The sequence below is a fragment of the Peribacillus folii genome, from assembly GCF_030271255.1.
In the GTDB taxonomy this organism is placed as follows: domain Bacteria; phylum Bacillota; class Bacilli; order Bacillales; family DSM-1321; genus Peribacillus.
The window spans coordinates 99,453-114,948 of record NZ_JASJOM010000012.1; the positions used below are offsets into that span (position 1 = coordinate 99,453).

Below are 15,496 nucleotides of genomic sequence, written 5' to 3' on the forward strand. Positions count from 1 at the left end.
TTAGGTGCTGAAAACATTGAACATATTCAAACAACTTTGGGTAAGCCTTTATTCGCCTAAAGATATCGCTTCCTTTCAAAACCAAGGGATCGGCAAAACGATTTTGTATGTATTTTTCGTGAGCCTCATTGCCTTCCTTCCCTCGGCCTTTTATTTCGGTACAATGATGGTTGATGGGATAGATGCCATGCACGAAACGGTATCGGAAGACCTACCGGAATTCAAAATCCAAAATGGCACATTGACGACAGAAAGTGATGAACCATTTAGCTTGAATAAAAATGGATATCAAATTTACGTGGACGGGACAGGTACCTTGACCCCTGAAGATGTGGCTGAAAAAGCTGATGAAGCCGTTGCCCTTTTGAAATCCGATCTTGTTTTCGTATCTGGAGGCAACGTACAATCCTCGCCTTATTCTCTTCTCGAGGGAGATAACCAGCAAATCTCGTCTTGGCTTGATTCCGTCGAGTCTGTACTGCCGATAATCCTTCCGTTGCTGCTCCTTATATTATACTTGTTCACTTCCGGGGGAATCTTCATTAAAGTAACGATTCTTGCCGTTTTCGGTCTGCTTTTCAAAAATGCCCTTGGCCGGCCGCTTTCATATAGGCATCTATGGAGAATTGGTGCATACAGCATTACTCTTTCGACCATTTTCTTCACCGTCATGGATTCATTCAAAGCAACTGTTCCATTCGCTTCATTCATCAGCTGGTTCGTCACATTGATGATGCTTTATTTATCCATTAAAGAAACCTCGGCCAATGCCCGCAAGGATTGACAGGTATAACCGCAAAGATCGAGTCCCAATGGATATTCGATCTTTGCGGTTTTTGTTTTAGACCAATAGATCCCCCGTTGTTTCATGTGACTGCAGTCATCATTTTTAATACCTCCTTAATTCGACAAAATACTCAGTAAGTTTTACCTATACTGAGATAATTGAATATGGTGATACGAGGTGATAAACGTGAAGACAAGTTTTCTTGATTTGCAGTGGGTGTCACTCATCTTGGAGGCGAAAGAGATAGGCCTGACTCCAAAGGAAATCCGTGTCTTTCTTGACACCTTCTCAAATCATCAGGATGTTGCCAAACCCCCACATACTAATGGATGATTTAAAAATGCCCAATTTCAGGCATAATTCCAGTCCCTTTCAAGTATACATAGTGTAAAGACAAGCTTGGGAGGGTTGAATGTGAAAAGGCTACTGCTTTTTATTTCATTTTGCTTCACATTATTCATTATTTATTTTGATTTGACCACTGGCACCCTGCCGACTTCACGGCAGCCGGTTTCTACGGTCCAGCCAGCCGTCCCGGCAAGTCAGCAGCAGCCTGCCCCGACTGCAGCTTTTAAAGAAGTCACCATGAAACCAGGAGATACCCTGATTTCCATCATTGAATCGGAAAAAGCCGGGAACAATAAGCCGATTGAAACGATCATCTCCGATTTCCAAAGTTTGAATGAAGGCATGAAGCCTGAAAATATGCAGATTGGCAAGACGTATAAGATTCCTGTTTATGAGTAGCCGGAAAACCAGGGCACCTGTGCGTTTTCATGTATCTGGATGACATCGAAAAAAAATCCGCAGTGCCGGATACTTCTTATTAAAAAAGATATTGCATCCTATTTCCTTGTCATACGGGAAGTACATTGATACAATATTTCAGAGAAACAAATTAAAAATCAAAACTGATTTTTTCCTAAAGGAGAGAATTCCACTTGAGTGAAATCATACATCGCACCAAGACGCGGCCAGTTAAAGTCGGAAACTTAACGATTGGCGGCAATAATGAAGTTATCGTACAAAGCATGACAACCACTAAAACACATGATGTTGAAGCAACTGTTGCAGAAATCCTTCGTCTTGAAGAAGCAGGCTGCCAAATCGTACGGGTTGCCTGTCCTGATGAAAGAGCCGCAAATGCAATCCCTGAAATAAAAAAACGGATCAACATCCCGCTTGTAGTCGACATTCATTTCGATTATAAGCTGGCATTGAAGGCGATTGAAGGCGGAGCCGATAAAATCAGGATCAACCCTGGCAACATCGGTCGCCGCGAAAAGGTTGAAGCCGTTGTTCAAGCTGCCAAGGCAAAAGGCATTCCGATCCGAATCGGGGTCAATGCAGGTTCCCTTGAGAGGAAGATCCTTGAAAAGTATGGGTTCCCAACGGCAGATGGAATGGTCGAAAGCGCCTTGCACCATATCAAGATCCTGGAAGATCTCGATTTTCATGACATCATCGTGTCCATGAAGGCATCGGATGTCAATTTAGCCATCGAGGCATATGAAAAAGCCTCGAAAGCATTCGATTATCCTTTACATTTAGGAATAACCGAATCGGGTACATTGTTCTCCGGAACGGTCAAATCCGCTGCCGGTCTTGGGGCCATCCTAAGCAAAGGCATCGGTAGCACGTTGCGTGTTTCCCTGAGTGCGGACCCAGTCGAAGAAATCAAGGTCGCACGTGAGCTCCTGAAAGTATTCGGTCTTGCCTCCAACATGGCCACTTTGATTTCCTGCCCGACCTGCGGTCGCATCGAAATCGATTTGATTTCCATCGCAAATGAGGTTGAAGAGTACATCCAGACGATTAAAGCTCCGATCAAGGTGTCTGTGCTTGGCTGTGCGGTAAACGGGCCTGGTGAGGCTCGTGAGGCTGATATCGGTATAGCCGGTGCCCGCGGTGAAGGCTTGCTGTTCAGAAAAGGGCAAATCGTACGGAAAGTGCCTGAAGAAACGATGGTCGAGGAACTGAAAAAGGAAATCGACAAAATCGCTGAAGAATACTATGAGAAACAAAGAGCGGAAGCTGCTGCTGCAGCCTTACTGAATAAATAAAACAAAACCCCGATTTTTAATCATCGGGGTTTTTGCTTGTACCTTAAAAGAACGGCAAGATGAATATGCCTACGATAATGGAAAGGGCTCCAATGCCAATCGCCCATGCCCCCAAGTTCGAACCCCGGTTACGGGCCATTATCCCTACAATGATCCCTGCGATCCCTAAAAGGAAAGGCATCATGAATAACGATAAAATGGAAATGATCAAGGCTGCGACACCAATGACTTTTCCTCTTGATGCCACGTCCCCAGAATCAACAGCTCCCACTACAGATTCATCTTTATATGACCTGCTTCTTCGTGGCATGGTTGAAATCTCGGCTGATGTCTCTTCATGATAACGGTTATCCGCATTGGGCACGGCCCCCCGCTTTTCATAGCGCCGATCATCTGCAGGTTCATTTTCATTATAATACCGCTCATGGTGCGGATCATCGACAATCGTTGTTTCACTGTCTTCTTTGCCCAGGCGTATTTCATCGTCAATACTGGAGTATTGATCCTTTTCCATTCGTGCATCCCTCACTTTCGTTTATAGGAGCAGTTATAGTATATGCAAAAGCCACAGAATCCATCGTGATAATGGTTTCTTGTCTTGGAAATAAATAAGCGATTTTCCCAAAGCAGCGGTTGTATATGTTACACTATTACAAGTACTTTTAGACGAGGAGAGATTCATCATGAAAAAACGTTTTGGCATCGACATAGACGGGACTGTCACAAGACCTGATTCGATGGTTCCCTTTTTAAATAAAGCTTTCCAGTTGAACTTGGCTTATGAAGACATTACCGAGTATGACTTACTCCCCTTCGTCAATGTGCCGAAGGAGGATTTCAGCAAATGGTTCATTGAGACAGAGCCGCTCATTTATACCGAGTCATCATTGGCTGAGGGAGCGAAGGATGTCCTGGAAAAATGGACAAAACAGGCCGATCTCTATTTCATCAGTGCCCGCAGCAACCGATTATTCGATGTGACGAAGAATTGGTTCACGAGGAACGAGGTCCTCTATAATCATATTGAGCTTGTAGGCTCACACGACAAAGTGTCTGCAGCAAAGAAATTCGCAGTCGATCTTTTTTTGGAGGACAAGCATGATAATGCGGTGGCCATCTCGGAGGAATGCCAAATACCAGTGATTTTATTCAACACCCCCTACAATCAAGACCCTGTGCCTGAAAGCGTCATTCGGGTCAACAGCTGGCAGGAGGCCTCCTGCTGGGTGAGCAACTGGATGGCAGAAATGCCTGCTATGATCAAATGAGAAAAGAAAAAACCATTGACTTGAAAGTCAATGGTTTTTTCATGCCTCTACAGATACACTGCATGCGGGACAGCGGCCGTATATTTCGAATTTATGACCTGAGACATCATAGTCCTTCAAGCTATCCTCCAGTTCCTGCATCGGGCACACTTCGATTTCCTTCGTTTTCCCGCAGCTCAGACAAATGAAGTGGTGGTGGTGGGAAGAATGTCCGCAGGTAAACCGGAAGTGCTTTTCCCCTTCCAACTCGGTCGTTTCAAATATCCCCAGTTCAACGAATAAAGAAAGGTTCCGGTAAATCGTATCGAAGCTCAATCCCGGATAATCCTGTTTCATATTCTCCAGCACATCTTTTGCCGTTAAATATTTATCGCTGGTCGAGAAAAGCTGCAGCATTTCTTCCCTCTTTCCAGTATGCTTGAACCCTTTATCTTTTAGTAATTGCATGGCAGAAGAAACGTTCATAAAACATCACCCCATCTATCGATTTTTCCACTTATCAAACAAAATTGACAAGATGAGAATTAGCACAGCGATTATTACAATGGTGCCGCCCGGAGCAAGATCAAGATTGTATGATAAAAACAAACCGCCCACAACCGAAACCTCACCGAATAAGATCGAGAACCCAATCATCTGCTTAAAGCCCTTGGCAAAACGGAGACTGGCCGCCACAGGCAGCGTCATCAGCGAAGAAACCAGCAAGATGCCAATGATCTTCATGGAAGCGGCAATCACCAAGGCGACCATGACGATAAAAATAAAATGGATCGCTTTATAAGGAATCCCGGAGGCTTTGGCATGCTCTTCATCAAATGATAACAGAAATAGTTCTTTATACAATAGGGTGAGAGTCAAGACGACGACGATCCCCACTGCCAAGATGACATACAAGTCCGTCCGGCTGACCGCACTGACACTGCCGAATAAATACCCATATAAGTCCGTATTGAACCCGTCTGCGATGGATATGAAAATGACGCTGAGACCCATGCCGCCGGACATAATGATCGGAATCGCAAGCTCTTGGTAATGCTTGTATACCCCTCTTAATTTTTCAATGAATAATGAACCGCCAACCGAAAAGGCCATCCCCATATAGAGTGGATTCAATCCAGCCAGTGAAAGGAAACTCTTTTGAAGCAATAAACTGAACGCTATTCCGGCAAGCGCTACATGACTGAGTGCATCAGAAATCATGGACATCCGCCTCACCACAACAAAAACGCCCACTAATGGCGCAATCGCTCCGATGATGATCCCCGTCAAGAATGCGTTCTGCAAAAATTCAAACTGCAATATCCCCGATATCATTGGGCTATCCTCCAAAACTTTTTAATGATCATGATTTAAAAACTGGACGCCATGCCCATAAATAGATGATAGCTCGCCCTCATCCAGCTCATTATATTCACCGGCATCTCCGTGAAAATGAAGCTTTTTATTCAAGCAGGCAACATGTGTGACTTTATCGGTCACGGTACCGACGTCATGGGTCACCAAGATCAAGGTGATTCCCAACTTCTTGTTCAGCATCTCAAGCATTTCATAAAATTGATGGACATTCTTTGAATCGACGCCGACCGTGGGCTCATCCAAGATCATCAATTCCGGCTCACTGACCAGTGAGCGGGCAATGAAGACCCTCTGTTGCTGCCCTCCGGACAATTCCCCGATATTGCGGTTCTGATATCCGAGCATGTCGACGGACTCCAAAGCCTTCTTCACCCTTTTTTTATCGTCTTTGCTTGCAAACTTGAATAAACCGATTTTCTTGGTCAAGCCGCTCTGAACCACTTCAAATACCGTTGCGGGAAATCCAGAGTTGAAGGAATTCGCCTTTTGGGAAACGAACCCGACCTTTTGCCAAGCTTTAAAGCGTCGGATGTCTTCCCCGAATATTTCAATTTTACCTTTTTGGAGCTTGAACAGTCCGAGCAACAGCTTTAATAACGTCGATTTTCCTGAGCCATTTGGCCCGACGATCGCCAGAAATGCCCCCTTTGGAATTTCAAGCGAAACATGTTCAAGCACCAGATCTTTTGTATATTTGTATGATATATCTTCCATTTTAACGATCGGGTTCACTACATTATCCAAACAAATCACCTATTTTTTAAGAATCATTACGATTAACAATCGTTAGTATAAAACAAAGAAGACCAGATGTAAAGAAACAGCACCTTAATGCTCCGTGCTCCTCCACCCCGAATCACTAAAATCGTCAGCTCCATTAAATTACCAGGAATCAAACGAAGTTTCGGGTTCACATACGCCCGCCTCCTTCATATGTTTTTAAAAAGGAGGAGATCGTTTGAAATTATTCGAAATGATGGTCAATCATAAAATCAACCATATTCGTCCCGATGAGCTGCTTTCCCTTGCCAAGCAGCATAAAATTGCAATCACGCAAAAACAAGCGCAGGATATCACTGCACTTCTAGCAGGTAAAAATATCAACATTTTTGATATACGCCAAAGGCAAAACGTTTTGGGACAGATCACGAAAGTTGCCGGGGCAAGTACAGCAAGGGAAATAGAATCGCTCTTCAACACTCTCACTTCCAACTTTTAACGAGCATTTCCATAATGAAAGGACGATTCATCTTTATTGGATGAACCGTCCCTTCACAAGTCGAATGATTATTGGGATGTAATCTTTTCCAGTAAGCCTTCGTCAAATTGATTGCTTTTGAACATACTGATTTCATATTTATATGGGGCCTTTTTATCCTTCTTATCTTCCCCTACATATGGTGTTTCCAAAATTTTCGGGACAGCAGTTAACTGCGGATGATGGACAATGTCATTCAACGCGTTGAAGCCAATATGACCGAATCCAATGTTTTCATGGCGATCCTTGCGCATGCCGCGTTCATTTTTGCTGTCATTTATATGCAGGACCTTGATACGATCGACACCGACCAATTTATCGAATTCATTGAGGACACCATCGAAATCTTCGATGATATTATACCCGGCATCATGAGTATGGCAAGTATCGAAACAAACCGACAGTTTTTCATTGTGGGTGACGCCATCGATGATCATCGCCAGCTCCTCGAAAGACCTGCCGCATTCCGTCCCTTTTCCAGCCATCGTTTCCAGAGCGATCTGAACTTTGTCGTCTGCTGACAGCACTTCATTCAAGCCTTCAATGATCCTTTTGATCCCCACTTCACTGCCTGCACCAACGTGCGCACCGGGATGAAGGACGATTTGCCTTGCACCGATCGCCTCTGTCCGATCGATTTCGCTTCGTAAGAAGTTGACTCCAAGCTCGTATGTCGCTGGATTGGTCGTATTTGCTATGTTAATGATATATGGGGCATGGACAACGATATCAGTTATTCCATTTTCCTCCATATGCAATCTTCCAGCTTCTATATTCAAATCCTCGATCTTTTTACGTCTTGTATTTTGCGGCGCTCCGGTATAGATCATGAATGTGTTGGAGCCATATGAAACCGCTTCTTGACTCGCAGCAAGAAGCATGTTTTTCCCGCTCATTGAAACATGCGATCCAATCTTCAGCATCTGATTACTCCCCTATTTCTTTCTCTGAATGCGACGTTCGCGTTTTTTGAAGTTTTCCACATCACGCTGGATTTTCTTCTTGTAACCAGGCTTGACTTTCGAAGGTTTCTTAACATGCCTGCTCGCTTTCACATCGATATCAGATTTCTGTTTCTTACGGTTCTTCCGCTTGTTACGTTCTTCCAAATCAACCCAATCCCCGTTTTGGATATCGGCATCACGAAATTCAATGCCCATTTTTTCCAAACGATTCAATGAGTCTTCATCTGATGTATCGTAAATGGTAGCGGCAATCCCTGAATAACCTGCACGGGCCGTCCTTCCCGTCCTATGGATGTAAAAATCAAGATCTGAAGGCAATTCATAATTGATGATATGACTGACGCCTTCAATATCGATTCCACGGGAAGCCAAGTCTGTCGCAACGATGAATTGATACTCGAGGTCATTGATTTGCTTCATCATTTTTTTTCGCTCACGAGGGGTTAAATCCCCATGAATACGACCGACATTCAGACCCTTTCCGATCAAGGAATCAGCGACACTATCCGCCATTTTCTTTGTGTTCGTGAAAATGATCGCCATATATGGATTATAACGAACGATAATATCGTGCAGCAGCTGGTCCTTATTACGATGGCGAAGCGGCACCAAAACATGCTCGATCTTCGCGGCGGTCGCCTGCTTCGGGTTGACTTGGACATACTTCGGATTTTCCATATATTTATTCAGAAACGGCTTTAATTTTTCCGGAATGGTTGCCGAGAAGACAAGCATTTGGATTTTTTCAGCCATACGCGACGCGAATAAATCGACATCTTCAATGAACCCCATGTCGAGCATTAGGTCTGCTTCATCGACCACTAGCATTTCTGCCGTGTATACTTGAAGCGCCTGGGCCTCGACAAGATCCTTGATCCGGCCTGGCGTTCCTATCACTAGCTGTGGCTGTGTCTTCAATTTATCGATCATACGCTGTTTATCCGTACCACCGATAAAACAACGAACGGAAATCTGCTCATCCTCTGGGAAATGGTCAGCAATTTTCAAAGCTTCTTTGTAGATTTGGTTCGCTAACTCACGGGTTGGTGCAGCGATAATCGCTTGAACTTGGTTTTTGCCTGGATCAAGCCTATTCATGATCGGCAGCAAATAGGAATGTGTCTTTCCTGTACCTGTCTGCGACTGTCCAATTAAGCTACTTCCCTTTAAAAGCGACGGGAGCACGCGTTCCTGAATCTCCGTCGGCTTATCGAACCCTAAAGTACGAACCGCATCTAGAATGTAGCTTTTCAAATTAAATCGTTCAAATTGGTTTTGTTTCATCAAAAAACTCCTTTATCCTTGTCAGTCATTAGACATGTCCTGTTATTATAATAAATTTCACACAAAAAACGCAAGCGAATGGGCGCTTGCAAACGAGTGCCCCTGTCCTGTTCATAGCGTATCCCCCGCAGACATGGAGCTTAAAAGACTACCGTTTCCATCTTACCTTCTTTCCGGCCACTTCACAACAGCCCAGTCACTCTTTCCTCAAACCTTTTTTGCCGAGTTGCATATTTTATAGAGAGGAATACATCAGCAATCAAGATCAGAGGAGGTGAAACCTATGTTTCCAGATAGAAGTCGTCAACCCGGTCCAGGTTTTGGCCCTCCCCGTGGCCGGAGGATGCAGCAGCCGCCTGCCCCATTCAGGCAGCCTATGCCACAGGCCTTCCAGATGAGGCGGCCAATTGCCCCAAGCGGACCGCAGGCACAGCAAGGACCACAAGGTTTCCGGGCACCATTTGGCCAACAGCAGCGCCAGGATATGCCACCTGCCAAGAAGGAAGGCCTGCTTTCGAAAATACTTGGAAAGTCCAAACAAAAGGGTGGTCCTCCAAACTTATTCGCACCTGCCGCGTCCAACAGCCAGAGTTCATCCAGAAGCAGCGGGGGAGGGATTTTAGAAACACTAAAAAACCCGGATTCCTTGAACAATATGTTAACCAACACGCAAAAGGTGCTTCAGGCTGCCGAACAATTCACCCCCATGGTGCAACAATACGGCCCCGTGATCAAGAATCTGCCGTCCATGTGGAAAGTATTCCGCAGCATATCATCAGCTGGCGATACAGAGACCCAGGAACCATCAATTGATGGTGCGCCTGAGTCAGTCGTTGAGGGGACGCCGGAGCCGATTCAAAAGGATAAACCGCTCGAGGCTGCCCCCGCTGCACGTGTTCGACAGCAGCGTAAAAGGGAAAGATCATCCGGACCTAAGCTTTATATATGATTTCGCCAAAATATTTGCCAGTAATTGATACTAAACAAATAGGATGTTTTGTAATATCATCTATGGTCTTATATAATAGAAAGGTATTAAAAGTGAGAGTTTCTTGCCTTTGAAGGAGGACACATAGATGAAAGTGATTAAAATTTCCCCGCGCGGCTATTGTTATGGTGTCGTCGATGCCATGGTCATCGCCCGAAATGCGGCTTTAGATAAAACATTGCCACGTCCGATTTACATTTTGGGCATGATCGTGCATAACAAACATGTTACGGATGCGTTTGAGGAAGAAGGCATCATCACATTGGACGGAAGCAACCGTAACGATATCATTGAACAAGTGGACAGCGGTACCGTCATCTTTACCGCTCACGGCGTTTCCCCTGAGATCAGGAAAATTGCCAAAGAAAAAGGGCTGGTGACCCTTGATGCAACATGTCCGGATGTTACCGCAACTCATGACTTGATTCGTGAAAAAGAAGCGGAAGGCTATCAAATCATCTATATCGGCAAGAAGGGTCATCCCGAACCTGAGGGTGCTGTCGGCGTCGCTCCCGATGTGGTTCATCTTGTCCAAAAGGATGAAGATGTCGAAGCTTTGACATTGAATAGTGACAAAATCATCGTGACCAACCAAACAACGATGAGCCAATGGGATGTCTTGGATATCATGGATAAGGTGAAGCAAAAATTCCCACATGCCGAAGTTCATAAGGAAATTTGTTTAGCTACACAGGTCCGTCAGGAAGCCGTTGCCCAGCAAGCTGGCAAGGCTGATGTCTTAATCGTTGTCGGTGATCCGAAAAGCAATAACTCCAACCGCCTGGCACAGGTTTCCGAGGAAATTGCGAGCACGACAGCCTATCGAATTGCAGATATTTCTGAGCTGAACCTTGAATGGCTGAAGGATGCCCAAACGGTCGCTGTCACTTCCGGTGCCTCCACACCGACCCCGATCACAAAAGAAGTCATTTCATTTTTGGAGCAGTATGAACCTAATGATGAGTCGACTTGGAATACCGAAAAGAAAACGCCATTGAATAAAATCTTACCTAAGATCAAAGTGAAGAAATAAACAAAAAAAAGAGCAGCCCACGGCTGCCCTTTTTTTTGTTCATATGAAACGGAATGGATCTGTATTCACCTGCGATGGAATGAACTCGACATCGAAGTTCCGCTCGCGGCACATTTCTCCAAGTCTCCGGGCTACACCTTTTTTCATCACTTTTTCCACATTATGGCCTGGGTCCACGATATTCAAACCGAGCATCGTCGCGTCATGTGCGGTATGGTAATACATATCGCCGGTAACATACACATCCGCACCCTTGAATTTCGCAGCTGTAAAGTATTTATTGCCATCGCCGCCAAGCACGGCCACTTTTTTGATCGGGCTTTGCAAATCACCCACGACCCGTACCTTATCAACATCGAGAGTCACTTTTACATGTTCGGCAAACTGTTCAAGTGTCATTTCTTCAGCTAGGACGCCAATCTTCCCTAATCCAAGCGACTCACCTTGATTCTCCAGTTGATATATATCGTAAGCGACCTCCTCATATGGATGGGCCTTCAACATCGCTGCCAGCACTTTCTTTTCAAGATTCTCCGGGAATAAAGTTTCGATCCGCATTTCCTTGACGGCTTCGAGCCTTCCTTGAGAGCCGATTACCGGTTCACTGCCTTCACCCGGCAAGAAGCGTCCTGTACCTTCCGAGGAAAATGAACAATGGCTGTAATTTCCGATCGCCCCTGCACCTGCCTTGCCTAATGCTTCCCTCAGCTTTTCTTCATCGGCCTTGGGAACATAGACGACAAGTTTTTTCAGCCGCGCCTCATGAGTGGGAACCAGCACTTGTGTCTCCTGTATTTGCAGCGCATCGGCAAGTAAGTCGTTCACGCCGCCCGCAGCGACATCCAAGTTGGTGTGCGCCGCGTAAACGGCGATATCATGTTTGATCAGTTTCTCGATGATACGCCCTCCGGCAGTCATCGTATCAATTCGTTTTAATGGCCGGTAAATGAGCGGATGGTGGGCAATGATCAGCTGGACCCCATGTTCAATCGCTTCTTCCACGACCTCTTCAAGTACATCCAGTGCAACCATCACCTTCGTAACGGTCTTGTTGAGCTGGCCGACGTGCAGCCCGATCGGATCTCCATCCATTGCATATGTCTTAGGTGAAAATTGTTCAAACAACTCGATGATTTGGTTACCGTTCACCTTCTTCACCCTTCAAGCACCTCCTCGATTACGGAAATTTGCGATTTGAGTCCATTTCGTTTCGTTTCCAGTCCGCTTCGTCCGCTTTCATCAAGCTGCTCGATGATTCTCTGCAAATGTTTTTTCTCCAGTTGCCACTTCTTGATGAAGGTGTCACTGAATTCTTTTGTTAAATGCGGTCCGAACATGATGCCATTTTGCTTGTTAACACGATATGGCCGTAGCGGGTCCCCTTTTTCGGCAATCAAGATTTCATAGATTTTCCCATCTTCTTCTAAAATTTCTTCGCCAATTAACTCCCAGTCGTTCTCGATCAGCCAGCTGCGTACATTCGCTGCACCGACATTCGGCTGGAGGATAAGCCTTTTTGCCATGCCCAGTTTTTCTTTCCCGCTTTCCAGAATGCTGGATATCAAAGTCCCTCCCATGCCACAAATCGTAATGCATGTCGCTTCATCGGGATTCAATACTTCCAGTCCATCTCCTTTACGCACCTCTATCTTTTCCTCAAGCCCCGTCATTGCCACTTGCTTGCGGGCTGACTGATAGGGCCCCTCCACCACCTCGCCCGCTATGGCACCCTCGCACAGGCCGTTAGTCACTGCATAACAAGGCAAGTAAGCATGATCTGAACCTATATCGGCCAGAAGGCTTCCTTTAGGTATATGTATGGCTACGCGTTCCAATCTCATTGATAGTCTTTCATGATTCATATTCATCAACTCTCTTAATTCTAGTAATGGCTTACAAATAATTAGTTTCCCATTCGATTATAACAAGTTCCATGAAAAAATTACAGAAAGAGAAAAGAAGCTTCCCATCACTGGATAGAAGGATCCCCTCTTGTACGTGTCTCCTTTTTCAAAAATACAAAAAAACCGACCCAAAGCCTCGCCTTCCAACGATTTTTTTGAGTCAGTTTCCTTGCATTATTTCAATCCATGAATATATTTGGCCATGGCGTCAATGTTCTGTTCTTCGACCAAGCCTGCTGGCATGGCGCCACGCCCATTGGTGATGACTTCTTTCACCTGGTCTACCGAAAGGCGGTCACCCACGCCTTTAAGAGCTGGTCCGACACCGCCCTGATAGGCATTACCGTGACAGGAGATACAGTTTTGCTTATAGATGTCCTCGGGTGAAGCAGAGGCACTGTCAGATTCTTCAGTCTTTGCGCCGCCCTCTTTTTCCTTGGCAAGATCTTTGGCATCACCCAAACCTTTAAACGAAAGTAAAAACATAAGTCCAATACCAAAAACCATGATAATAATAAAAGGCATTACTGGATTGCGATTCATTGTCTTTCCTCCCCTATGTAGAACCTAAACTTTCCCTTTTTAATATATACAAACAGCTATATATTATTTTACTTGAAAAGAGTTTCAAGTAAAACCCCAAAAATAGAAGATATTATATAATTTCTTAAAATTGTCAAAAATTTATGTATATTTCCAAATGATTTCCCTTCAACTTACATATATTTCATAATACCCTGAATGAACCATTTGAAACCGCTTAAATCTCGATTGAACTTATATGAGCAAAAAGTAAAGAGTGACTGCAGCGCCCAAGCCTCCGGCAATCCAGAAATGGGCCAGCTTCAGCCTGACACCGAGTACAATCCAGAATCCGCAATTCAAAAACAGGATGAAGTACAGGACTCCTGCTTTTCCCGGTGCCATGAAATCAGCCAAACTGACTGTCAATAACAGAAATGAGAGAACCATCCCAATCAACGCCATCTGAAATATGAGCTTCCTCCCGATAAGGCGGCGGGCCATCAGACCAAAGATGATGATTGAAATAGTTGTCAGAAGCATTTGCATTCTTATGGGTATTTCAGTAAAATAATTCAAAAATACAATAAATGCAAAAAGCGCTCCAATCCACAACAGGGAAAAGAGACTCTTTTTCTCCTTCCGGTTGGCATCCGTAACGGCGTGGGGACTTTCACCTTCAGAATATAAGGTAAGCAGGTAATTACAATATTGCTCGGGAAGCATTCGACTTTCCTTCCAAGCATTTATTTCTTGAATGATTATTTTCTTTCTCATTTCATCCATGAATTTCACATCCTCATGACCATCGTTCTTTTTAAACGGCTGTTAGCCGCGTTGTGCATTCACATCCATGCACATGGGCAAAAAAAAAGCCGCTCCCGAACGCTGGGCATTCAAAGAGGGCTCTGTAAAGTTCAATCTATACTATTCCAAGAAATCTTTCAGGCGTTTGCTTCGGCTTGGATGCCGTAGCTTACGCAACGCTTTCGCTTCGATCTGGCGGATACGCTCGCGGGTAACTCCAAATACCTTACCTACCTCTTCAAGCGTCCGTGTACGGCCATCATCAAGTCCAAAGCGCAGTCTCAAGACGTTTTCTTCACGATCAGTCAGTGTGTCCAATACGTCCTCCAGCTGTTCTTTCAATAGTTCATATGCTGCATGCTCCGATGGGGAAGTCGCATCCTGATCCTCAATGAAGTCACCTAAATGAGAATCATCTTCTTCGCCTATCGGCGTTTCCAAGGAAACTGGCTCCTGAGCTATTTTCAGGATTTCACGTACCTTTTCAGGCGTCAGGTCCATATCCTCTGCAATTTCCTCCGGCGAAGGCTCACGCCCTAGGTCCTGAAGGAGCTGCCGTTGGACACGAATCAATTTATTGATCGTTTCCACCATATGCACAGGTATCCTGATCGTTCTTGCTTGGTCGGCAATGGCACGTGTAATGGCTTGGCGAATCCACCATGTTGCATACGTACTGAACTTGAATCCCTTGCGGTAATCGAATTTTTCCACCGCTTTGATAAGACCCATGTTCCCTTCCTGAATCAAATCAAGGAATAGCATGCCGCGGCCAACATAGCGTTTGGCAATGGAGACAACCAGACGAAGGTTAGCTTCAGCCAGACGGCGTTTCGCTTCTTCATCCCCATCTTCAATCCGGGTGGCCAACGAGATTTCCTCTTCTGCGGATAATAGATCCACCCGGCCGATTTCCTTTAAGTACATCCGGACTGGGTCATTGATCTTAACGCCGGGAGGAACACTTAAATCATTCAGATCGAACTCTTCTTCTTTTGCAAGTTTCTTCTCATCCGGATCATCTTCATCATCGTCTTCCTCGCCATCAGTGAGGATTTCGACGCCATTTTCTGCCAACACCTCATAGAACTCATCCATTTGATCGGAATCCAATTCAAAACCGCCAATCATTTCAGCGATTTTTTCTAATGTCAAAGAGCCTCGTTTTTTACCTAGCTCTAATAATTTTTCTTTCACCTGCTCAAGGCTAAACTCATTATCAACTTGTTTGGAACGTGCTGGTTTTTCAGCCATTAGTTCC

The 15,496-nt window shown here is 45.0% G+C and carries 19 protein-coding genes; 8 read left to right on the forward strand and 11 right to left on the reverse strand.

The annotated features are described in order from the left end of the window. Positions 1-16 precede the first annotated feature (16 nt). The 4 genes from QNI08_RS18815 to ispG all read left to right on the forward strand — a co-directional run bounded on the left by QNI08_RS18815 (position 17) and on the right by ispG (position 2,850). Positions 17-784, forward strand: a complete 768-nt coding sequence (locus QNI08_RS18815; protein WP_285768928.1) for a DUF1189 domain-containing protein — start codon at positions 17-19, stop codon at positions 782-784. 189 nt (positions 785-973) lie between these two features. Continuing rightward, positions 974-1,120, forward strand: a complete 147-nt coding sequence (locus tag QNI08_RS18820; RefSeq protein WP_285768929.1) for an anti-repressor SinI family protein — start codon at positions 974-976, stop codon at positions 1,118-1,120. Positions 1,121-1,201: 81 nt separating this feature from the next. After that, positions 1,202-1,534, forward strand: a complete 333-nt coding sequence (locus QNI08_RS18825) for a hypothetical protein (protein WP_285768930.1) — start codon at positions 1,202-1,204, stop codon at positions 1,532-1,534. Positions 1,535-1,737: 203 nt separating this feature from the next. Further along, positions 1,738-2,850: a flavodoxin-dependent (E)-4-hydroxy-3-methylbut-2-enyl-diphosphate synthase gene (gene ispG / locus QNI08_RS18830; RefSeq protein ID WP_285768969.1), complete on the forward strand. Its 1,113-nt coding sequence runs from the start codon at positions 1,738-1,740 to the stop codon at positions 2,848-2,850. A gap of 43 nt (positions 2,851-2,893) precedes the next feature. Here ispG and QNI08_RS18835 read toward each other — a convergent pair whose 3' ends face one another. Then, positions 2,894-3,364, reverse strand: coding sequence for a DUF308 domain-containing protein (locus QNI08_RS18835; RefSeq protein ID WP_285768931.1), 471 nt, complete (start codon positions 3,362-3,364; stop codon positions 2,894-2,896). Between the two features lie 169 nt (positions 3,365-3,533). Here QNI08_RS18835 and QNI08_RS18840 point away from each other — a divergent pair, with 169 nt between their 5' ends. Then, complete coding sequence (locus QNI08_RS18840) at positions 3,534-4,118, forward strand: 5' nucleotidase, NT5C type (RefSeq protein WP_285768932.1); 585 nt, start codon at positions 3,534-3,536, stop codon at positions 4,116-4,118. A 39-nt stretch (positions 4,119-4,157) separates the two neighbouring features. On the opposite strand, the gene QNI08_RS18845 is transcribed toward QNI08_RS18840, so the two are convergent. From QNI08_RS18845 to QNI08_RS18855, 3 genes are read right to left on the reverse strand one after another with little or no spacing between them, the layout of a single operon-like run. Continuing rightward, the gene (locus tag QNI08_RS18845; RefSeq protein ID WP_285768933.1) at positions 4,158-4,583 is read right to left on the reverse strand and encodes a Fur family transcriptional regulator; all 426 of its coding nucleotides are present in this window, start codon (positions 4,581-4,583) and stop codon (positions 4,158-4,160) included. A gap of 15 nt (positions 4,584-4,598) precedes the next feature. Then, complete coding sequence (locus QNI08_RS18850; RefSeq protein WP_061140661.1) at positions 4,599-5,432, reverse strand: metal ABC transporter permease; 834 nt, start codon at positions 5,430-5,432, stop codon at positions 4,599-4,601. Positions 5,433-5,453: 21 nt separating this feature from the next. After that, the gene (locus QNI08_RS18855) at positions 5,454-6,188 is read right to left on the reverse strand and encodes a metal ABC transporter ATP-binding protein (protein WP_285768970.1); all 735 of its coding nucleotides are present in this window, start codon (positions 6,186-6,188) and stop codon (positions 5,454-5,456) included. A 244-nt stretch (positions 6,189-6,432) separates the two neighbouring features. Between QNI08_RS18855 and QNI08_RS18860 the strand changes: the two genes are divergently transcribed. After that, positions 6,433-6,693, forward strand: a complete 261-nt coding sequence (locus QNI08_RS18860; RefSeq protein WP_285768934.1) for a DUF2624 family protein — start codon at positions 6,433-6,435, stop codon at positions 6,691-6,693. A gap of 68 nt (positions 6,694-6,761) precedes the next feature. Here QNI08_RS18860 and QNI08_RS18865 read toward each other — a convergent pair whose 3' ends face one another. Further along, the gene (locus QNI08_RS18865; protein WP_285768935.1) at positions 6,762-7,655 is read right to left on the reverse strand and encodes a deoxyribonuclease IV; all 894 of its coding nucleotides are present in this window, start codon (positions 7,653-7,655) and stop codon (positions 6,762-6,764) included. 12 nt (positions 7,656-7,667) lie between these two features. After that, a complete protein-coding gene (locus QNI08_RS18870; RefSeq protein WP_285768936.1) occupies positions 7,668-8,981 on the reverse strand; it encodes a DEAD/DEAH box helicase in 1,314 nt (437 codons plus the stop codon). A 283-nt stretch (positions 8,982-9,264) separates the two neighbouring features. Here QNI08_RS18870 and vrrA point away from each other — a divergent pair, with 283 nt between their 5' ends. Further along, the gene (gene vrrA / locus QNI08_RS18875) at positions 9,265-9,930 is read left to right on the forward strand and encodes a VrrA/YqfQ family protein (RefSeq protein ID WP_285768937.1); all 666 of its coding nucleotides are present in this window, start codon (positions 9,265-9,267) and stop codon (positions 9,928-9,930) included. 127 nt (positions 9,931-10,057) lie between these two features. Continuing rightward, positions 10,058-11,002: a 4-hydroxy-3-methylbut-2-enyl diphosphate reductase gene (locus QNI08_RS18880; RefSeq protein WP_285768938.1), complete on the forward strand. Its 945-nt coding sequence runs from the start codon at positions 10,058-10,060 to the stop codon at positions 11,000-11,002. Positions 11,003-11,041: 39 nt separating this feature from the next. Here the strand turns inward: QNI08_RS18880 and QNI08_RS18885 are convergent, their stop codons facing one another. From QNI08_RS18885 to rpoD, 5 genes are all read right to left on the reverse strand, one after another. Further along, a complete protein-coding gene (locus tag QNI08_RS18885) occupies positions 11,042-12,160 on the reverse strand; it encodes a Nif3-like dinuclear metal center hexameric protein (protein WP_285768939.1) in 1,119 nt (372 codons plus the stop codon). Further along, positions 12,157-12,864, reverse strand: a complete 708-nt coding sequence (locus QNI08_RS18890) for a tRNA (adenine(22)-N(1))-methyltransferase (protein WP_285768940.1) — start codon at positions 12,862-12,864, stop codon at positions 12,157-12,159. Before QNI08_RS18890 ends, QNI08_RS18885 begins: the two co-directional genes overlap by 4 nt. Before the next feature lie 216 nt (positions 12,865-13,080). Continuing rightward, positions 13,081-13,449: a cytochrome c550 gene (cccA, locus tag QNI08_RS18895; protein WP_285768941.1), complete on the reverse strand. Its 369-nt coding sequence runs from the start codon at positions 13,447-13,449 to the stop codon at positions 13,081-13,083. A 234-nt stretch (positions 13,450-13,683) separates the two neighbouring features. Further along, positions 13,684-14,214: a hypothetical protein gene (locus tag QNI08_RS18900; protein ID WP_285768942.1), complete on the reverse strand. Its 531-nt coding sequence runs from the start codon at positions 14,212-14,214 to the stop codon at positions 13,684-13,686. Positions 14,215-14,355: 141 nt separating this feature from the next. Next, a complete protein-coding gene (gene rpoD / locus QNI08_RS18905; RefSeq protein ID WP_285768943.1) occupies positions 14,356-15,489 on the reverse strand; it encodes an RNA polymerase sigma factor RpoD in 1,134 nt (377 codons plus the stop codon). Positions 15,490-15,496 lie beyond the last annotated feature (7 nt).